Source organism: Rhodopseudomonas boonkerdii (genome assembly GCF_021184025.1).
GTDB lineage: Bacteria > Pseudomonadota > Alphaproteobacteria > Rhizobiales > Xanthobacteraceae > Tardiphaga > Tardiphaga boonkerdii.
The window spans coordinates 4,345,099-4,364,843 of the sequence record NZ_CP036537.1; the positions used below are offsets into that span (position 1 = coordinate 4,345,099).

Below are 19,745 nucleotides of genomic sequence, written 5' to 3' on the forward strand. Positions count from 1 at the left end.
ATAGATTCAATCCTGATTGGATCCGGAGCGTGATGATGACACGGCACGCCGTCCTGAAAATGCCGACCATTTCCGATTTCGACGCGTCTAGCTTCCTCTCGACGCCGGGCGCCGGCAAGACCATCGTCGATCATCGCAAGAATCAGACCATCTTCGGACAAGGCGATAATGCCAATACCGTGTTCTTCATCCTGCAGGGGCGGATCAAACTCACGGTCATTTCCGAACAGGGCAAGGAAGCTGTGGTCGGCCTGCTCGAGCCCGGTCAGTTCTTCGGCGAGTGCTGCCTGAACGGCATTCCGATGCGGACGTCGACGGCGACCGCGATGGAAGACAGCACCATCACAGTGATCAACAAGGCAACGATGCTGGCAACCTTGCGCGACGAACCGGCCATGGCCGAATTCTTCATGGCTTACCTTTTGGCGCGCAACAGCCGCATCGAGGAAGACCTCGTCGATCAACTTTTCAACTCGAGCGAAAAGCGTCTTGCGCGATTGTTGTTGATTCTCGCTCGCTTTGGCGAGCACGGAAGTCGGCCCATCGACATCGATATCAGTCAAGAAACGCTCGCCGAAATGATCGGCACCACGCGTTCGCGCGTCAGCTACTTCATGAACAAGTTCCGGCGCCTTGGCTTCATCAGCTATGATGCCAAAATTCAGGTGCATGAATCGCTGCTCGATGCGATGTCCAGCGACAATGTTTTGGCCCAGCAGGCTACCTAGAGACCCGCATCCCAGCTCGGGGTGCCGCTGAAGCGTGCGACGAGAAAATCGATAAACAACCGCACTTTCACCGCAAGGTGACGCGTCGGCGGATAGATCGCATAAAGCGTCAGTGGCGGCGCCTTGTATCCTTTGAGAATCCGCTTCAACGAACCTTCACGCAGGGCATCGCCCGCGATGAACGTCGGCAACAGCGCAATGCCCCTGCTTCTCACTGCGGCATCGCGCAACACCTCGGCATTGTTGACGCATAGCGACCAGCTCGGCTGAATCCAGTGATCACCATCCTTGCCGGTGAATTTCCACTGGTTGCCGGTGAGCAGAAAGCCGTAGGTGAGCAAGACGTGCCGGCGCAGCTCCTCGGGAACCTTGGGCGTGCCGTGCTTCTGTAGATAGTCCGGCGAAGCGCAGACCGCGCGATCGATGGCGACGATTTTCCGTGCAATCAGGCTCGACGATTCCAGATCGGCGATGCGCAGGGTAACGTCGAAGCCACCCTGCATCGGATCGACCTGATCGTCCGACAGCACAAGCTGAATTTGTAGCTCCGGGCACGCCCCCATGAAGTCCGCAACCGCGGGTCCGAGCTGGAGCGTGCCGAACGACATCGGCGCGTTGACTCGCAGCAGCCCGCGCGGCGACGACTGCGCCTGCGCCACCGCCTGATCTGCAGCATCGAGATCGGCGAGAATGGTCAGCGTGCGCTCGAAATAGGCCTGGCCGCTCTCGGTCGGACTGGCGTGGCGCGTGGTGCGGTTCAGCAACTGAACGCCAAGGCTCTCCTCAAGCTCGCCGACATATTTCGAGATGGCCGACCGCGACAAACGCAACTGCCGCCCCGCTTCCGAGAAGCTTCCGAGTTCGACCACCTTCACGAAGGCGCGCAGGCTGTCGAGTTTATCCATGTGTTATTTCCCAATTGTCCTCAAATCATAGACAGTTATGTCACAAGAAGCCAGATTGTCTTTGAAATGGAACGCCCCAATTATCCCCGCAACGGAGGACGAACGCCCTCCCACACCGGAGACAAAACCATGTCAGGAATCCATCACGTCACCGCCATCGCCGGGCCCGCACTGCGCAATTTCGACTTCTATACGCGCGCCCTAGGCCTGCGCTTCGTCAAGAAGACCGTTAATTTCGACGATCCCGGCACCTATCACTTCTATTACGGCGACGAGACCGGCCGGCCGGGCACGATCCTGACGTTCTTCCCGTGGGAGCATGCCGCGCCCGGTCGCGGCGGTGTCGGCCAGACCCAACAGACCGCGTTCCGCGTGCCGGCCAGTTCACTTGGTTACTGGACGCATCGCTTCATCGAACAGGGCATCGCCCATGAGGCGCTCGAAAAGCGTTTTGGTGAGAGCGTGCTGCCTTTCGCCGATCCGGACGGCATGAGCCTCGCGCTCGTCGGCGTAGCCGATGCGGCGAGCGAAGCCGGCTGGAGCAATGGCGACATCCCGGCAGAACATGCGATCCGCGGCTTCCATGGCGTGACGCTACTGCTGGAGAAAGCCGAGAAGACGAGCGCAATCCTCACCGACGTGTTCGGCTTCAAGGAAGTCGCCCGCGAAGGCTCGATCATCCGCCTCGCCGGCGATGCGCGCGAAGGCGCTGTGGTCGATATCTATGAGGCTGGCGGTTTCCTGCCGGGGCGGCAGGGCCGCGGTTCGGTGCATCATGTCGCCTTCCGCGCAAAGGATGACGCCGAGCAAGCCGAGATGAGCCGCAAGCTCGTCGAAGTCCACGGCCAGCACGTGACGGAGCAAAAGGACCGCAACTACTTCCGCTCGGTCTATTTCCGCGAGCCCGGCGGCGTGCTGTTCGAGATCGCCACCGATGTTCCCGGCTTTGCCGTGGACGAGCCCGTCGAGTCCCTCGGCGAACACCTGAAGCTGCCGGCTTTTCTGGAAAAGCATCGCGGCGACATCGAGCGCGTGTTGCCGCCGCTCACAACGAACGAGGTGACGGCATGACCGATCTGTCTCACATCCATCGCTTTGTGCCGGGCAACCGGCACGAAGCCACACCGCTCCTGCTGCTGCATGGGACGGGCGGCGACGAGAACGATCTCCTTCCGCTAGGTCAGGCTGTCGCACCGGGCGCGTCGCTGCTATCACCGCGCGGCCAGGTTTTGGAGCACGGCATGCCACGCTTCTTCCGCCGGTTGGCGGAAGGTGTGTTCGACGAGGACGACGTGCGTGGCCGCGCCGATGAACTGGCAGATTTCGTCAACGATGCTCGCAAGCGTTACGGCCTGCCTGCGCCCATTGCGCTCGGCTATTCCAATGGCGCGAACATCGCTGCGGCCATGTTGCTGCTGCGACCGGAGATTCTGGCTGGTGCGATCCTGCTTCGTGCGATGGTGCCGCTGAGCAGTCCGCCTGCGGTCAACCTTGCAGGCAAGCAGGTGCTGATCGTCTCGGGGAAATTCGATCCGATCATTCCCGCCAGCAACGCGCAGCGACTGGCAGCCACGTTAGCAGACGCCGGTGCTGATGTGCTGCATCGTATTCTGCCAATCGGACACCAGTTGTCGCAGGCGGATCTGACTGTGGCGCAGGAGTGGTTGCGGAGCACGAACCGTGCAAGAGACACAGCTGCCTAACCTCTCCACGATGCGGGGAGAGGTTAAATAAGACTACAAGTTCGCCGAGCCGAAAATCTCCCGATACCAGTCAGCGATCAGCTTCGGATTGATACGGCCATCCACGATGAAGACGCCCTGCGCCCCCTGCGCGACCCAGCTTTTCACCGCATCGAGGTCAGCCAGCGTCTTCACCACACACCCGTCAGCCCCATAGCCTCGTGCGATTGCTGCGAAATCGGTGACGGGGAACTGCGCCATCGCCGCCGAATAACCTTCCGGCACGAAGTGATGCACCTCGGCGCTATAGGCACTGTCGTTGTAAACGAAGATACAGAGGCGTCTCTTCAGTCGCACCGCCGTTTCCAGCTCCGCAATCGACATCAGGAAGCCACCATCACCGACTGCAAGCACTGTCAGCCGCTCCGGCTGCGTCACCGCGGCGCCGATGGCGCCGGCGAGACCGAGACCAATGGATTGAAACGCGATGGGGATGCACCAGCCGCGATGATCCGGCACCGACAGATAGCGCGCCACCCAGCCGACGAAATGGCCACCGTCGACGACGACCGTGCGATCGTTCGGCAGCACATCATCCATCGCCTTGCTCAGCGTGCGCGGATCGATGTGCTCTTGCGTACTGGTGTCGTCGTAAGGTGCATTGCGATTGCTCTTGCCGTCGATGATCGCGGAAATCTCCGGCGTGCGCCAGCCAATACCTGAAACATCTTCCGCGGCCAGTGCCTCGAGCAGCGCCGTCGCCACCTGCGATGCATCGCCTTCGAGCTCGAGATCGACCGGACGATGCTTGCCGATGCGCCCTTTCTCCACATCGATCTGCACCAGTTGAGCGTGATCGTCGATCAATCGCCCCTTCTTGGTCGTCCACATATTCAGCGACATGCCGAAAGCGAGGATCACATCACTCTGTGCGATCAGTTCAGCCGCAGCAGGAGACGAGAAGCCGCCTGCGATGCCGAGATTCCATGGATGACCGGAGAACATGCCATGCGCCTGAACCGATGTCGCGAGTAGCGCACCGAGCTTGTCGCCCAGCTCGACCAACAACGGCTGCGCATCAGCCACCACCGCACCATGACCGGCGAGGATCAAAGGCCGGCGCGATGAGCGGATGGTGGCAACAAGTTCCGCAAGTTTATCCGAATTCAGCGAACGGCGCGGCATCAGCGGCGGATGCCGCTTTCCCATGGTCGCCATCACCGGCATCTCCTGCACATCGATGGGCAGGCTGAGCACCACCGGTTTGCGCTCCCTAATCGCGCGTGCGGCGGCGTTCCAGGTTTCGAGATAGGCGGTTTGCGGATCGGCAATCTGCCGCCATTCGCCTCCGACAGCACGCACAAGTTCGGACTGATTGAAGGCAAAAGCCGATTGTCTGTCTCCGGTAACGACATCGCCGGCGAGCACAAGCAGCGGCGTGTCGCTCTTGGCGGCTTCGCCGATTCCCGTAATTGCGTTGGTGAGACCAGGGCCAGCCGTGAAGCTCACCACGACGAGCTCGCGCGTCAGCCGTGCCGCGACATCGGCCATGCTCATCGCGCCGCCTTCATGGCGTGCGGCGATGAATTCGACGCCCAGATCGGTAAGCGCCAGCGTCACTTTGAAATTGGCACCGCCCACGAGACCGAAACAGCGTTTGGCACCGATATCGGCGATCGCGCGCGCGACAATGCGCCAGACTGGACTTGAATCAGGAGCGTTTGCAATCCGAACCGGGACAGATTTCGCGACGGATGAAGATGTCATGCGGTCACTCTGCTGGAGGCAACGATGGTCGCAGCATTCATTCAAGGATCGGGCCAAAAGTTTAGGCCTAAAGGAATTTAGCAAACTCCGCGCGATCGTGTCATCAGACGATCGTGAGACGACAAAAAACCGCCCTCGCCTGTCACGGCGATGACGGTTTGCGATGCAACAGCCGAGGATAAGGGCAGATCAGGCGCGGCCAAGTGCCGTCATGCTGAGCAGATCATCGATGCGGCGCGGTACGGCTGCATCTTCGAGCGAGGCGCGCAGGGCCTCGATATCCATTCCTGGCTGCGGCCGCCAGCCGCAGGGGCAGCCGCCATCACGATGGGCCGCGGCGACCTCGCGATAGGTCTGCCCGAGCGCGGAGGCCAGCAGCTTCATCACCACGTCGGGTGGCAGGCGCGAACTGTCCAGCACACGGCAGAACGTCGTCATGATCGTCTGGTTGAGATAGGCCTGAGCCGAATTTTCGTCGGTGATATCGGAGGCTTTGACCGGCTGTGGCAGCATGAGCTTTTCCTTTGCACCCCGTGCCTATCTAAGCTGCGAGGTAGCGTCGCTCAACTGCTTTCCAGACCGATGCGCTTAGAAGCCCTGTAGCTTTGAATGGCTCGAAATACGTAGGGCGCATGAGCGAAGCGCACTTCGCCGTCCTTCGCCACATACGTCGGCCGGAGGACTAAGCCTTCGAGTCATCCGCCATCCGATATCCCCAAGTGTAGTTGCGTTATTCAGCGGCCTGCACGGCAACACCATCGGCCTCACGGTGTAGCGCTTCGATACATGCGACTTCATTCTTCGAGCCCATGATCAACGGAATGCGCTGATGGATTGCCGTGGGCGCCACATCAAGAATGCGCTGACGACCAGTCGTGGCTGCACCACCGGCCTGCTCCACGATGAAGGCCATCGGGTGCGCTTCATAGACGAGACGCAGCCGACCGTCGCCATACCCCTTGCGCGCATCACCCGGATACAGAAACACGCCGCCGCGCACGAGGATGCGGTAGACCTCAGCGACCAGAGCCGCGATCCAGCGCATGTTGTAGTTCTTGTCCTTCACGCCTTCCTTGCCGGCAAGGCACTGATCGACGAAAGCGCGCACCGGCGCTTCCCAGTGACGATGGTTCGAGGCGTTAATGGCATATTCTGCGCAATCGGCTGCGATCTGAACATTCGCGCGGATGCGCTTGTAGCTGCGTGTATCGCGATCGAGCGTGAAGATATGAACGCCGTCGCCAAGCGTCAGCACAAGCGATGTCTGCGGGCCGTAAACCACGAAGCCGGCAGCGATCTGCGCACTCCCCGGTTGAGTGAACGGTGTCACGCCGGCAACGCGCGGCATGATCGAGAAGATCGTGCCGACCGTCATATTGGTCTCGATATTCGAGGAACCATCGAGCGGATCATAGGCGATGTCGATGAGGCCGCCGTCGCGCACATCCGCCGTCTCCGCTTCCTCGGAAGCCAGCGCGCCCCATGCAACGTCCTTCAGCGCAGCGCGGATCATATCGTCGGCCCGGACGTCGAGATCCTTCTGCACGTCGCCATCGGCGTTCTCGCTGCCCTGCGCGGCGCCGGTGATGCCCGCCAGCGCGCCGCGACCGATCAGATCCGAAATCGCGATGGACGCCCCCGCGATAGCATCGACCGCAGCCGCGACTGCGTGGCGGAGAGGGTCGGTGCCGGCGAAATTGGCAGAATGGCGAAATAGGTCGATCGGCGCGGTCATTGCGTCTCCGGAAGGCAGGTTACGCCGGCGGTTCTGACACGCCCGGCGACCGCCCGACAAGGCTGGAACCGTTCTAACCCACGGAAACTTGTGACATTTCCCGCGGCTGGTATGGTGCGACCACCTTCTGCCCATGCCCATCCCGGAGACTTCGATGACGACGCCCCCGCCCACTTCGCCAGCCAGCGTCGTGACCGACCTCTACCGCGCGACCAAGACCCTGCACACCGAGGCCGAGCGCTCGGGCATTATCCGCGACATGCTGCGCGGCGAGGCCAGCCGCGACGGCTACATCCTGCTGCAGCGCAATCTGCTGCCGGCCTATCAGGCGCTCGAAGCCGGGCTCGCGTCGCATCGCGACACGCCGCTGCTGGGGGCGCTGGCGGCCTATCGGCTCGACCGCGCCGCCGCGCTGGAGGCCGATCTCGACGCGCTGTGCGGCGGCGACGTCTCGCAGGTGCCGGTGCTGCCCGAAGGCAATGCCTATGCGCAGCGGATCGCGGAGGCCGCGACAGGCGATGGCGAACGGCTGATCGCCCATGCCTATACGCGCTATCTCGGCGACCTCTCCGGCGGCCAGATCCTCAAGAAGCTGCTCGCCAAGAAACCGGGCCTCGCGCCGAACGAGCTCACCTTCTACGATTTCCCGGCCTATGCCGACCTCGCCGCGCTGAAGAGCGACTATCGCAACGCGCTCGATGACGCCGGCAAGCGCGCGGCGCAGCCGCAGGCGATCGTCGATGAGGGCTCGGTGGCGTTCCAGCTCAACACCGATATTTCCTGGGCGGTGCAGGCGGCGATGGAAGGTGTGAAGGTCGGGTGAGCTTCTTCCTGAACCTCGCCCCGCAAGCGGCGGGGCTATCGCGTATAGCGAAGCACGGATGGGGACAGTGCTTGGCCTGCATGGTTCGAGACGCCCGCTTCGCGGGCTCCTCACCATGAGGGTCTTCTACAGAGCCATCCTCAGCCCTCATCCCAGCCTGAACGCAATTGCGTTCAGGCGAGAGCAGCGGCCTTCTTAGGCAGCGTCTCGAAGGATGGCCGCAGGCTGCTTCGGCAATCATATGCGATAGCCCTCCCCGCAAGCGGGGAGAAGGAAATCACGTCCAGCTCACCAGCGGCGGCATCGAGCTTAAAATCGTCTCGGTGTTGCCGCCGGTCTGCAGGCCGAACATCGTGCCTTTGTCGTAGAGCAGATTGAACTCGACATAGAGACCGCGCGTTTCGAGCTGTTGCGCGCGCTCCTCCTCGGTCCAGGCCTCCTGCATGCGGGTCCGCACGATGCGCGGATAGACGCCGAGGAAGGCTTCGCCGACATCGCGCGTGAAGGCAAAATCCTTTTCGAAGTCATGGCTGAGCTGATCGTAGAAAATGCCGCCGACGCCGCGCGCGACGCCGCGATGCGGCAGGAAGAAGTAATCGTCGGCCCAGGCCTTGAACTTTGCGTAGTAGCCGGGATCGTGCGCATCGCAGGCGGCGCGCATGGCGGCGTGAAAGGTGATCGTGTCCGGCGCGTCGTCACGGCGCTGCGCGGGCAGCATCGGCGTGAGATCGGCACCGCCGCCGAACCAGCCCACCGATGTGGCGAGGAAGCGCGTGTTCATATGCACCGTGGGCACGCGCGGCGAGCGCGGATGCATGATCAGGCTGATGCTGGTGGAAACGTAATCGAGCTGGCTGCCCCCGCCCGGCATCGCGCGCGCCATCTCCGGCGACAGTTTTCCATTCGCCGATGAGGTGTGGATGCCGATCTTCTCGAACAGCCGGCCGCCGGAGAGAAAGCCGCCGACCCCGCCGCCGCTGCCGGTCTTGCGCGTCCAGGGCCGGTAATCGAACCGTGCCGGGCTGCCCGGAAACAACGCCGCCGGCGCCTCGCGCTCCAGCGTCTCGATCTCGGCGCAGATGCGGTCGCGCAGGGATTCGAACCAGACCTTCGCGCGGGCGCGCTGCTGTTCGATGGCGGGTGAAATCTCTGATGTCATTGGCGTCCTGAGACGAGGGATCGTGTTGCTCATGGGCGTTATATGCGGCTTTCCAGGCGATGACACCTTGCGATGGATCAAGAATGCGCGCGGCCCGGTGGTCCGCGCCTCGCCAAGCCGGATGCGAGCGTGTATCAGGGGCCGCAGATCCCTCACCCGGCCAGTTGCGGAACACGATTTTGACCTCGTCTGACAAGGCACTGCCAGCAAAGCCCTTTCTCGATGTCCTGCGCGGCCAGCGCCAGAGCTCACCGCCGCTGTGGATGATGCGGCAGGCCGGGCGCTATCTGCCGGAATACCGCAAGGTGCGCGAACAGGCCGGCGGCTTCCTCGATCTCTGCTTCAATCCGGACTTCGCGACCGAGGTGACGCTGCAGCCGATCCGCCGCTTCGGCTTCGACGCCGCGATCATCTTTTCGGACATTCTGGTGATCCCCTATGCGCTCGGCCGCAGCGTGCGCTTCGAGGCCGGCGAAGGGCCGCGGCTCGATCCGCTCGACACGCCCGATCAGGTGGCGACACTGGCGCGCGCGGCGGATTTCACAAAGCTCGAACCGGTGTTCGAGGCGCTGCGCCGCGTGCGCGCCGCCCTCGATCCCCAGGTGACACTGATCGGCTTCTGCGGCGCCCCGTGGACGGTGGCGACCTATATGGTCGCCGGGCGCGGCACGCCCGATCAGGGCCCGGCGCGGATGATGGCCTATCGGCATCCCGACGCCTTCGCCGCGATCATCGACGTGATCGTGGAGAATTCGATCCAGTATCTCTTGCGCCAGCTGGAGGCCGGCGCCGAGGTGCTGCAGATTTTCGATACCTGGGCCGGCGTGCTGCCTGCGGCGGAATTCCAGCGCTGGTCGGTGGAGCCGACCAGGCGCATCGTCGCCGGTATCAGAGCAAAGGTGCCAGATGCAAAAATCATCGGCTTTCCGCGCGGCGCCGGCGCGCTGCTGCCGTCCTATGTGGAGGCCACGTCCGTCGATGCCGTGAGCATCGACTGGGCCGCCGAGCCCGGCTTCGTGCGCGAGCGCGTGCAGAGCCGCGTCGCCGTGCAGGGCAATCTCGATCCGCTGGTGCTGATCGCCGGCGGCGCCGCGCTCGACCGCGCGGTGGACGACGTGCTGGCGAACTACGCCGGCGGACGTTTCATCTTCAATCTCGGCCATGGCATCCAGCCGGAAACGCCGGTGGCCCATGTGGAGCAGATGGTGAAGCGCGTGCGGGATTGGCGAGGGTAAGCACCCGCCACAGTGTCCCCTCCTCTGACGAGCGCAGTGAAGACGGGAGAGGGAGCATATCTGGCGGCGCGTCGCTTCCCATGCGCATGGCAAACAGCCCCTGCCCTTCACCCCTGCCCCTGGCTTAAGTGTGGACTTTTAACTGCATTTTTAACGGCATCCCATAAGGCACCAAGGCGCCGACATCGCCGGAGATTGTTTCGAGAGCCACCAAAAGGGTTAGTCTTCCTGCCGGCAAGTGCGGACATCTCGGCACACGTCGGTTCCCGATCCGGCACAGGCGAACAGAGGAGTAACCGATGATCACGCAGGCTTCCCTCATCGGTTCTGTTGTCGGCGCGATCGTCGTGAGCGAGATCTTGGCTCCCGGTCCACTTGGCGCACTGCGCGGCACACTCACGCGTGTCGCTGAAGCATCTGCTCCCGTCGTGCTGATCCTTCCTGGTTCCGGCCCGACCGATCGCGACGGCAACAACCCTTTCGGCATCCAGGCTGCCACATATCGCCACCTGTCCGACGATCTCGCTGCCGAAGGCGTGACATCGATCAGGATCGACAAGCGCGGCATGTTTGGCAGCGCAAGCGCTGTCAAGGATGCCAACGCCGTCACGATCGAAGACTACGTCGACGACGTACGCTCATGGGTCGATGTCGCGCAGCGTGAAACGGGCGCTAAATGTGTCTGGCTTCTCGGTCACAGCGAGGGCGGCCTCGTCGCTTTGGCAGCTTCAGACCGGGTCCCTGACATCTGTGGACTGGTGTTGGTGGCTACAGCGGGACGTAACATGGGAGAGGTGCTGAAAGATCAATTGAGATCCAACCCGGCAAATGCCGAGTTGCTGCCGCGAGCAATGACGGCGATCGACGAGTTGAGCGCAGGACGTCGGGTTGCGGCCGAACATATGCCGCCGGCTCTTGCCGCGCTGCTTCCAGAACAAGTTCAGGGGTTCCTGATCAGCGCTTTTCGACTGGACCCTCGGCAACTCGTCGCAGCCGTGAAGAAGCCCGTCCTCATTCTGCAAGGGCGTCGGGACATACAGGTTGGCGTCAAAGATGCACAGGCACTCCATGATGCAAATGCTTCCTCGCATCTGGTTCTGCTGTCCGATACGAACCACGTTCTGAAGCAGGTAGATACAGACGACGTGAGCGCGAACCTCATGACCTATGCCAACGCCACACTGCCTCTTGCCCCCTACGTCGCGCGGGCTATCGCATCGTTTGTGAAGACGTCGCCGAACCAAGCGCAGTAAGGCGCGCACGACTTGCCGTACATATCTCCATTTCGTCGCGACTTGCGCTGAAGGGAAGACGCCCGCGATATGTGCGTATGGGCGATCGCCAGCCATGCTCGGACGAACGACAGACCAAAAGATCTGGAACCGCAGGTCTTGCGATTCCACATTCAAGCTGAGGGCTGGGCCCTTCACCCATGCGATCCCGTTCTCGCGGCGCTTGCGCGTCCGAGGTGTGAGCAGGTCTCCCCTCGAAGACATGAGGGGCGGCGGCACGCCGCCAGGCGCGAGGGGTGGGACTGACGCTGCTCCTGCCTGCCGGATCGCCGGCAAACCTGAGCCGCGCAACGCCTGACGGCGTGCCACCGCGACGATTTTTGGCCGAGGGACCGTGCTTCCGGGTACTGGGCACGGGACACATCGCCCGTCATCCGGCCGGCTTTCGCCTGCCTTCACCCGCACCCGTCCAGCCGCAAGCGGCAGAGCCCCGTAGTGGGCCCGGACGGTGACCCCGGGCCTCCCGAGTGCGAAGGGTACGTCTCCCTTCGCCCGCAGGCGCCGCATCCTGTCCCGCTCAAAGACGCCTCATGAGAGCGCCCCTCGCGAACAAGACAAAAGGGGATATGGCGCAGGATGGGAATTTTGTCAAGAACAAAACAGGAACTATGTACACGCGGACGGCGTGCAAGGGAGCGTCGGGCACGGCGCTGTTGATGACATGGATGCCCTGCACGCAATGTCTTTGACTCCCTGCGCGGCTGCGTCCACAAGCCGCGCATGGCCAAGAAACCCGGTACCAATCCCAAAGGCGAATTCGCCTTTTTCAACGTCACTTATGTGGACGGCTCGCAGCGCTCCAACCGCCGCGTCCCCGCCGACCTCCTCGGCGGCCTCGACGGCGACGCCCCGGCCAAGGAAGCCATCGCCGAGCAGGACCGCGAGATCGCCGAAAAGAGCGGCAAACCGCCGCTGGAGATTGCTAGCGTGGAGCGGGTTGGGGCGAAGAAGAAATAGAAGCTTAAGCTAATCTGATGAGAATGCCCATTGATAGGGCAATTCGCCGCGTGCGATTTTACAACTTTCAGATACAATAGTTCGTTCTTGCGAGTCGAACGAGAATGGACGCGATTACTCCAAATGACATCGAAGGTTTCGTCGCAGCCTTACGACGAGACTACGATAAGCTCTCGATACGTATTAGAGAGCTAATGCATTCAGTCACGTGCGATTGCGAAGAGATAACGCTACACCTGCATTTTCCAGCGATTGCACAAGGGAGAGCAACAATTTGGGAGGCGGTGAACGTTCTCCTAGACTACCTCACACCTTTCGCTCTCCATAGAAGCCAGATTCAAGAGGTTTTGGACCAGTATGGCAAAATCTCAGCCGAACAGTACCGCATAGAATGCGAAAGATTACAGCGGGAAGCATGCAGCACCTTTATACAAGCTCAGAGAGCGGCGAATAAAAACGGCGAAGCTGGCGAGCTTTTACTATTCATACTGACCGAGTGGATACTGAAGGCACCTCAACTACTCGCCAAGCTACCGCTAAAAACCAACAGAAACGTCCCTATTTTTGGAAGCGATGGAATCCACGTCGGCTTTTGGCGAGAGAAGAACGTGCTTTGCACTTACTGGGGCGAAGCAAAACTTCATGCGGATCTTGGAAAAGCAATCAACTCCGCCATAGATTCCATCAAGAACTCTCTAAGGCCACAGAGTTCCGAATTCGAGCTAGCACTCGTTCGTCGCAACCTTGATACAACCGGACTAGACAAACAGGCAAAGGCCGCTCTGCTAAGCTTTCTTAATCCCCTGAATAACGAAAACTACAATTCGCGAATTGATATAACGACGTGCCTTATCTCTTTTGATTTCGATGCTTACAGCAAGTTAAATAGCGAGAACGGCGAAAATCACTTCAGATCACTAGCCTTGCAACATTTGCAGAAGCTCGCCCCGAAATTGTCTACCGCACTAAGCGCAGCAGGCATCAAAAATCGCCATATCGAGCTTTTTCTCTTTCCCGTTCCATCCGTGCAAGACTTCAGAGATCAGTTTCAAATGAAGATCGGCTGGAACGATGATACAAGATCTAGCTGATACGATTTGGGCAGACTCTCGGTTTCATAGACTAGCGAAAGCCATTGAAAGAAATTGGCTGTCTCAGGAATTAAAGATCGCTTCTAAAAGCTCGGTTTCAGAAGATTCAGCCGCCCGAGCAATGTCAGCATCCGCCATTTTGGCCTGCTCAGAAACCCTGGAGCATCGAATAGGAGCGCTGCGCCTCTCAACATACGTCTACGAGACCTTTGGAAGGAGTAAGCTTCCTTTCGATTCAGCTTTGAGAGTTGTATTGTCGAGACTCAAAAATTTTCCTGCTCTTGAAACCAGAGATCCAATCGCAAAAGCGCTCCCCACACTTCCTCTATCGTTGGCGCTGGAAGAGATCTCCGAAGCAAACGCTCATACAATCTTGCTTGGAAAGCAGAAACGCCTGCTCACAGGTTTCCAACGCAACCTTTGGACGAATCTGAATTCAGGGAGATCAATTGCGCTTTCGGCTCCAACCTCAGTTGGAAAATCATTCGTTCTAGAACTGTATCTAACTTCGCTTTTCGAGAATGAAATTAGAACAGTTGTTTATCTTGTGCCCAGCAGAGCTCTTATCGCGCAAGTGTCGCGAGAGCTTACAAATCTTTTCAAAGACACAGCGCATCCTCCCCCTCGCATCATCACCGTTCCGCCACGTTCCGCAGAAGAAAGCGAAAACGTAATTTATGTGATGACGCAAGAGCGGCTTCACATAACTCTACATGCCCTTAAAAAACTGCACGTCGACCTGCTCGTTATTGATGAAGCCCACTCGATCTCGGAAGGAGCACGCGGAATTCTTTTACAGACCGTGATCGATGATGTCGTACGACAAAATCAAAAAGCACAGCTATTGTTCGCCAGCCCGACCACGAGAAATTTAGACGCGTTTGGCCGAATCTTCAGCCGACCAGACATCACGCCACAATCAACTAAAGAACCAACTGTATCCCAGAATTTTGTGATTGTTGAACGCTCTGGCAAAAATCAAATTTCATTGAGGCTCATTCGCGAGACCGGCAGATCGACTACATTAGGAGAACGCGAGATAAAGCTCCCTCTCCGAAATCGTCATGAGAAGTTGGCAAACATCTCTTACTCGCTCTGCAATGGTCAAGCGAACCTCATCTACGCGAATGGCGCCGACGAAGCAGAAGACATAGCTCTGACTCTTACTAAACGCACCAGAGCACAGGAGCCGACACCAAGAAGAATTGAGCTGGCAAGAATTGCGCGAGAAACCGTTCACCCCGAATATATACTTGCGGAATGCGCCTTAAAGGGCATCGGCTTTCATTACGCCAATATCCCAACGAACCTAAGACAGGCTATCGAAGCGGCTTTTGCCGACGGCGAATTAAAGTATCTAGTTTGTACAAGCACGCTATTGCAGGGCATAAATTTGCCTGCCAAAAACATCTTTATGTTCAAGCCGACACGGGGGCAGAATGCCCCGTTAAAGTCTCCCGATTTTTGGAATTTGGCCGGTCGAGCAGGCAGACTTCGTCGAGAATTCCAAGGAAATATATTCCTCGTTGACTACGAAGACTGGGTGCAGAAGCCCATTGGAGCTTCGAAAGAGATCGACATACTATCCGCGATAGAAACGAGCATAAAACTCTCCGCTTCGTCGCTGAATGAAATTATTCGAGGAACACCAACACGCACTCGGAAGGCAAAGAAAATAGAGCTTGAAAGCGCATCTATTCGCCTTTTCGCAGACTACAAATACGGCAGGATCAACGAGACGCTATCTCGGCTCAATCTGACGCAAAGCGAGAAAAGCGAGATACTTAATAGTGTTCGTGAAGCAGAAACGCGAATTACGATTCCTATCGACATACTCAAGCGCAACCATAACATTTCGGCACACAAGCAACAAAAATTGCTTGCGCGCATCAGAGAAGATTTGGCGAAAGGCGAGATTTTAGCTCCGCTCCCGCCCAGCGACTCACAGTCTTATCGCTCCTACGCTGCAATTTTAGAAATGTGTCACAGTATCGTCTTGGACATAGACACATCCAAGGGACTACATCGCTTCCACGCAGTCCTAGCGAGGAAATGGATGCTTGGCTACTCACTACCCCGGATAATCAATGAAGGCCTGAGAAAGCAGAAGGAACAAGGTCGGAATCCCGACAAGCGCAGTTATATACGCAATATGCTTGACGTGATTGAGGATGCAATCCGCTTTCAAACCATTCGGTTGTTTGGATGTTATCGCACCTTATTGGAGCACGCCTTGTCTGAGAGTGCCATTGCTCCAAGGCCGAACATTCCCGATGTTGAGCTTTTCCTGGAGCTAGGGGCATCAACTGAAACCATGGTCAGCTTGATGTCATTGGGACTGTCTCGAGCGGTCGCCATAAAGCTCAATGGGGCACGCGCGAAAGAGGATCCAGATCTGAACGTGCAAGATGCGCTAGCTTGGCTACACTCGATCGCTTCTCAACTACATTCTTTGAAGCTCTCAGATATTCAAATAGACGAAGTGAGAATGCTACTTCGGACAGACGGCAACTAATTCCATTGTTCTCTGCATTGATCAACATTCTCGCTTATCGAAGAAGCTCTGAACATTAACCTGTTGCGCTCTCTGCGGATTCTCTGACTTCCGTAAATATTTGCTTCGCAAATGCTTCGAGATCGCCGGAATTGCGCGAGGTTACGACGCCGCCGTCGCTGACGACATCCTGATCCCTGCCACTTCGCGCCGGCATTGATCACGTCCCGCTTGATGCAATGCCAGGACGTCGTCCTGCGGCCCGCGGCGATGCCGGTTTCCATCAACCGTCCCTGCAGGAGCCGGCACCGCGTTCGATCGATGCGCTCGGCCCCTCGCCTACCCGGCAGGAGCAAAACGCCTGCGCCTATCGTTTCGTGCAAACCCGCTGAGCGTCCTGCAGCTGCCTGGCGACGATCGGAACGGCTTTCCCGGGCAGCGATCCATCCGTACCCGCTCGCCGCACCAGCTTTTCGAGATGCGTAAAACTGGCGGTCGTCTTGGCGGCCTTCGTCGTTGCGAGCATGTCCCCCATTTCGCTGGCGAGGAAGACCTTGTCGCGATCCGACAACGGCAATGCCTGAATGTCGACTTCCGCCAGAACACGATCAAGCCGGCGAACAGCGTCGAAGCGCCGGGTGCCTTCGGGTATATAGCCATAGCACGTGGCCGTCAGAACGTAGCGGACGACATCGGTGACGCCGAGCTTGTCCTTGACCGTGAAGCGCGGGACCAGACCGCCCTTGCACGGCCCGTTGCACGGCTCCGGACCGGTGCCGGCAAGATAGGCCCGGAAGTTCTCGACACCGCCCAACACATTCTCCAGATCCAAGGCATAGAGCCGGAAGAAATCCGTCGCGGGCGCGAGGCCGGCATTGCGGGCCAGCGACGTCGACACCAGCGCATTCGCCTTCGGGAGAAACGATTTCAGCTCCTGCTCATAGGCGGTCGCGAGAAGATCGCGCCCGCATGCCGTGCCCAGCGCCAGCTCAATTGGATTTCGCAAAGCGGCAAAACGGTCCCAAACCGCCGGATTTGACCTGAGCTGGGCGGTGGGTTGCTTGCCATAGGTCTTCAGAAAATCCAGATCGTCCGCGGTGAGCACCGGCTTTCCCAACTCGGCCTCGGCGCAGGACATCACCTGAAGCAACGCTTTCATGCTTGGACCGGGTCGCGTGGCGAGATCGAACTGCGAGAGGCCGAAGCTGAAACCATTTTCGTTGCTGGCCATCCTCGCATCGGTGAACTGCAAGGCGCCGCAACCGGCACTGAGCTCGTTGTCCATCAAGATGCGGTGGAAGACTTTGAGGACCGGATCCTGCAACCGGCTGCCGACTTCGTCGGCATAGGCTTTTTCCTTGGCGCAGCCGCCGGGCCTGATCTCGAATGGCGACGTGACGGCTTGAGCGGCCACCGCCGCGATCGACACAACAAGCACCACACAGAACAGCCGCGCCACCGCATGGATGACCATCGACATGCCCCCCGCCCCTTACAGTTCGCAAAGCCGCGTCGGACCGACGAAGCTCCAGAATTTGACATCGTGTTCGCCGCGCACATACAGCTCGATATTCGCGGTCTTCGTGCGTATCGCGGTGTTGATCGCTCGCGATACATTTTGGCCCAGCTTGAAATCGAGCGGTTTGGAGGTTTTGGCGTCCACCGCGCCATTCACTCTGACCGTGAAACCGGTGCCATTGCCGGTTCTGATCAGCGTTTCAAACCGGTACGTCTTGTTCGGCTTGGCCTGCAAGGGAATGTAAAACGGATTGCCCTCCAGCTTGCTGCCGCCGTCGCTATCCGGCGTGTATTCGAACAGAAAGACCCCATCCGTCCTGTTGACGTAGACCCGCTCCTTTTCCGCATCGGCGCGCGTCCGCCACTCCGTCGCCGTGACGCAGGATTTGGCTGCAACTCCCGCTGTCGGTTCAAGCAGGACAGCGCCCGCGCACACCACAGCCGTCAGATGACCTGACAAACGCCCTGACAAACGCATGGAGCCCCCGCCCATCAAATACTACTTATAATAGAATTACATGGATCATCCTGTATAGCCCCAGTATAACCCCACGACATGCTTTTTGGCCCGCCCTGGCAACAAGGCGAGCCGTACGTGGTTCTTCAGCGTCGGTCGGCTCAAAGCCCTCAGGCAGCCATCGAACGACGTCGCTACACCGCCGCGCTCTCCCCGGCTTCCCTGATCTCCTCGATGATCTGCTTCGAAAACGCTTCGAGATCACCGGGATTGCGCGAGGTGACGATGCCGCCGTCGCTGACCACCTCCTGGTCCTGCCACTTGGCGCCGGCATTGATCACGTCCTGCCTGATGGAATGATAGGACGTCATCTTGCGGCCGGCGGCGATGCCGGTTTCGATCAGCAGCCACGGCGCGTGGCAGACCGCGGCGATCGGCTTGCCGGCGGCATAGAAGGCCTTGATCAGCGCCAGCGCATCATCGTTGACGCGCAGCAGATCCGGATTGATCTGGCCGCCCGGCAGGACCAGCGCGTCGTAGTCGTTGTCATTGGCGCCGGCGAGCGCCACGTCGACCTTCACCGACCGGCCCCAGTCGTCGCCGTCCCAGCCGCGGATGACGCCGGCCTCGGGCGAAACCACATGCACCTCGGCGCCGGCTTCGGCGAGCCGATCGCGCGGCACCTCCAGTTCCGACTGCTCAAAACCATTGGTGGCGAGAATGCAGACGCGCTTGCCATTGAGTTTCGCCGCCATCGGGGCCTCCATTGTCTGGCGTGATGCGGGGGCAATGATGAGGGGTGAGAAGCGTTCCCGGCTTCGCGCTACGCGCTACGCCGGGCGCGGCCCCGGGTGGGGGCCCGCGTGGGAGGATGTCGCGGGCGACGGTGGGCGCAGATGCGACGGATCAGTCGTGCAGGCGCATGTCGCGCAGCGCGAGGGCGACAGCGGGATCGGCGCGGGCGGACTGCGGCATGGCGGACTGCGGCATGGAGACCCGGCGCTGCAGCGACATGGGCGGCACGGAAGACGGCGCGCTGGGCTGCTCCGGCAGCGCGCGCAGCACGAGGCTTGCGAGCACGAGCGCGGCAAGCCTGATGGCGACGATCTGGAGAAGGAGATCCGACATCACCGCGATGCCTTCCGTCACGAGACGGCAGCAGCCTCGCGCCGCAGCGGCGACGGCACAATGCGGAAGTGACGGAGTCAGCCTTCGTGGCGGACGAAGGCATGCGGCGATGTCCGGAGCGCCATGAAAAACGGCGGATCTTGCGATCCGCCGTTTTTGGAACGGGACGTTGTCTCGGGTTTAAGCCCGCGCGCCAGCCGTGCGCCTGGCTGCGCGGCGTGCAGGCGACGCTGCGCTATCACCGGCCGCCTCGCGGGCGAGACGTTCGGCGCGGAGGCGCTCCATGTTCGAATACATGTGCTCCTGCGCACGCGCGTGCTCGGCCATGGCCTGTTCGGCGTCCTTCTGACGCATCAGGTTACGTTCGGCCCGCTCTTCGGGAGTGAGCCTGTGCGGTTCGGTTTGCTGATCTGTCATGGGGAGATAACGCGTGGGACGCCAATGGGTTCCATCAACGGAAACGGCGGACCATGAGGCCGCCGTTGTGGTTCCAGAGCGTGCCGCCATCCTTCGAGACGCCGCGCGTTGCGCGGCTCCTCAGAGTCTGACTCATAAAGCGGTCGAGGTGGTTTTCGACTGCTTCTGCCCGGAATAATGCCCGTTCAGCTCAGGATCTCGATTCTCCGCCCTCATCCTGAGGAGCCGCGCAGCGGCGTCTCGAAGGATGGCTGCACACTCTGAGCCAGGCCATCTCATGGTTCGAGACGACGCTGCCCGCCTCCTCACCTCAGCCTGAACGCAACTGCGTTCAGGCGGGAGGGACAGAGTGCGTTG

The 19,745-nt window shown here is 59.9% G+C and carries 19 protein-coding genes and 1 pseudogene; 9 read left to right on the forward strand and 11 right to left on the reverse strand.

All coding sequences use genetic code 11. The features are described from left to right. Positions 1 to 35 precede the first annotated feature (35 nt). A complete protein-coding gene (locus E0H22_RS19960; protein ID WP_430715172.1) occupies positions 36 to 728 on the forward strand; it encodes a Crp/Fnr family transcriptional regulator in 693 nt (230 codons plus the stop codon). Here the strand turns inward: E0H22_RS19960 and E0H22_RS19965 are convergent. Then, entirely contained in the window at positions 725 to 1,633 is a 909-nt protein-coding gene (locus tag E0H22_RS19965) for a LysR family transcriptional regulator (RefSeq protein WP_233022722.1), read from the reverse strand. The two genes, E0H22_RS19960 and E0H22_RS19965, sit on opposite strands and share 4 nt — an antisense overlap. Positions 1,634 to 1,762: 129 nt before the next feature. On the opposite strand from E0H22_RS19965, the gene E0H22_RS19970 reads away from it, so the two are divergent. Together E0H22_RS19970 and E0H22_RS19975 are read left to right on the forward strand one after the other, a co-directional pair. Next, complete coding sequence (locus E0H22_RS19970; protein ID WP_233022723.1) at positions 1,763 to 2,704, forward strand: ring-cleaving dioxygenase; 942 nt, start codon at positions 1,763 to 1,765, stop codon at positions 2,702 to 2,704. After that, positions 2,701 to 3,336, forward strand: coding sequence for an alpha/beta hydrolase (locus tag E0H22_RS19975; protein WP_233022724.1), 636 nt, complete (start codon positions 2,701 to 2,703; stop codon positions 3,334 to 3,336). The genes E0H22_RS19970 and E0H22_RS19975 overlap by 4 nt, the downstream gene beginning before the upstream one ends. Before the next feature lie 33 nt (positions 3,337 to 3,369). On the opposite strand, the gene E0H22_RS19980 is transcribed toward E0H22_RS19975, so the two are convergent. The 3 genes from E0H22_RS19980 to E0H22_RS19990 all read right to left on the reverse strand — a co-directional run bounded on the left by E0H22_RS19980 (position 3,370) and on the right by E0H22_RS19990 (position 6,817). Continuing rightward, a complete protein-coding gene (locus E0H22_RS19980; protein ID WP_233022725.1) occupies positions 3,370 to 5,082 on the reverse strand; it encodes a thiamine pyrophosphate-binding protein in 1,713 nt (570 codons plus the stop codon). A gap of 189 nt (positions 5,083 to 5,271) precedes the next feature. Further along, the gene (locus tag E0H22_RS19985; protein ID WP_233022726.1) at positions 5,272 to 5,595 is read right to left on the reverse strand and encodes a hypothetical protein; all 324 of its coding nucleotides are present in this window, start codon (positions 5,593 to 5,595) and stop codon (positions 5,272 to 5,274) included. 217 nt (positions 5,596 to 5,812) lie between these two features. Further along, positions 5,813 to 6,817 (reverse strand): class 1 fructose-bisphosphatase, encoded by a 1,005-nt coding sequence (locus E0H22_RS19990; RefSeq protein WP_233022727.1) that lies wholly within the window; start codon positions 6,815 to 6,817, stop codon positions 5,813 to 5,815. Between the two features lie 154 nt (positions 6,818 to 6,971). Here E0H22_RS19990 and E0H22_RS19995 point away from each other — a divergent pair, with 154 nt between their 5' ends. Next, complete coding sequence (locus E0H22_RS19995) at positions 6,972 to 7,640, forward strand: biliverdin-producing heme oxygenase (protein ID WP_233022728.1); 669 nt, start codon at positions 6,972 to 6,974, stop codon at positions 7,638 to 7,640. A 277-nt stretch (positions 7,641 to 7,917) separates the two neighbouring features. Here the strand turns inward: E0H22_RS19995 and hemF are convergent, their stop codons facing one another. Further along, entirely contained in the window at positions 7,918 to 8,799 is an 882-nt protein-coding gene (hemF, locus tag E0H22_RS20000; RefSeq protein ID WP_233022729.1) for an oxygen-dependent coproporphyrinogen oxidase, read from the reverse strand. A 263-nt stretch (positions 8,800 to 9,062) separates the two neighbouring features. Between hemF and hemE the strand changes: the two genes are divergently transcribed. The 5 genes from hemE to E0H22_RS20025 all read left to right on the forward strand — a co-directional run bounded on the left by hemE (position 9,063) and on the right by E0H22_RS20025 (position 15,889). Continuing rightward, positions 9,063 to 10,034 carry a uroporphyrinogen decarboxylase gene (gene hemE / locus E0H22_RS20005; protein WP_233026443.1) on the forward strand — a complete coding sequence of 324 codons (972 nt, stop codon included), beginning with the start codon at positions 9,063 to 9,065 and terminating at the stop codon, positions 10,032 to 10,034. Positions 10,035 to 10,333: 299 nt separating this feature from the next. Further along, entirely contained in the window at positions 10,334 to 11,287 is a 954-nt protein-coding gene (locus tag E0H22_RS20010; RefSeq protein ID WP_233022730.1) for an alpha/beta hydrolase, read from the forward strand. A gap of 759 nt (positions 11,288 to 12,046) precedes the next feature. After that, entirely contained in the window at positions 12,047 to 12,283 is a 237-nt protein-coding gene (locus E0H22_RS20015) for a hypothetical protein (RefSeq protein ID WP_233022731.1), read from the forward strand. 104 nt (positions 12,284 to 12,387) lie between these two features. Next, positions 12,388 to 13,374: a HamA C-terminal domain-containing protein gene (locus E0H22_RS20020; protein ID WP_233022732.1), complete on the forward strand. Its 987-nt coding sequence runs from the start codon at positions 12,388 to 12,390 to the stop codon at positions 13,372 to 13,374. Beyond that, a complete protein-coding gene (locus E0H22_RS20025; protein WP_233022733.1) occupies positions 13,355 to 15,889 on the forward strand; it encodes a DEAD/DEAH box helicase in 2,535 nt (844 codons plus the stop codon). Before E0H22_RS20020 ends, E0H22_RS20025 begins: the two co-directional genes overlap by 20 nt. Before the next feature lie 55 nt (positions 15,890 to 15,944). Here E0H22_RS20025 and E0H22_RS20030 read toward each other — a convergent pair. From E0H22_RS20030 to E0H22_RS20055, 6 genes and pseudogenes are all read right to left on the reverse strand, one after another. Beyond that, positions 15,945 to 16,155 (reverse strand): annotated as a pseudogene (locus E0H22_RS20030) (DJ-1/PfpI family protein); the annotation flags it as partial. A gap of 80 nt (positions 16,156 to 16,235) precedes the next feature. Further along, on the reverse strand, positions 16,236 to 17,348 hold the full coding sequence (locus tag E0H22_RS20035; RefSeq protein WP_233022734.1) for a hypothetical protein: 1,113 nt from the start codon (positions 17,346 to 17,348) through the stop codon (positions 16,236 to 16,238). A 12-nt stretch (positions 17,349 to 17,360) separates the two neighbouring features. After that, entirely contained in the window at positions 17,361 to 17,882 is a 522-nt protein-coding gene (locus tag E0H22_RS20040) for a hypothetical protein (protein WP_233022735.1), read from the reverse strand. Positions 17,883 to 18,037: 155 nt separating this feature from the next. Next, positions 18,038 to 18,598 carry a type 1 glutamine amidotransferase domain-containing protein gene (locus tag E0H22_RS20045; RefSeq protein ID WP_233022736.1) on the reverse strand — a complete coding sequence of 187 codons (561 nt, stop codon included), beginning with the start codon at positions 18,596 to 18,598 and terminating at the stop codon, positions 18,038 to 18,040. 151 nt (positions 18,599 to 18,749) lie between these two features. After that, on the reverse strand, positions 18,750 to 18,971 hold the full coding sequence (locus E0H22_RS20050) for a hypothetical protein (protein WP_233022737.1): 222 nt from the start codon (positions 18,969 to 18,971) through the stop codon (positions 18,750 to 18,752). A 180-nt stretch (positions 18,972 to 19,151) separates the two neighbouring features. Next, entirely contained in the window at positions 19,152 to 19,388 is a 237-nt protein-coding gene (locus E0H22_RS20055; protein ID WP_233022738.1) for a hypothetical protein, read from the reverse strand. Between the last annotated feature and the right edge of the window lie 357 nt (positions 19,389 to 19,745).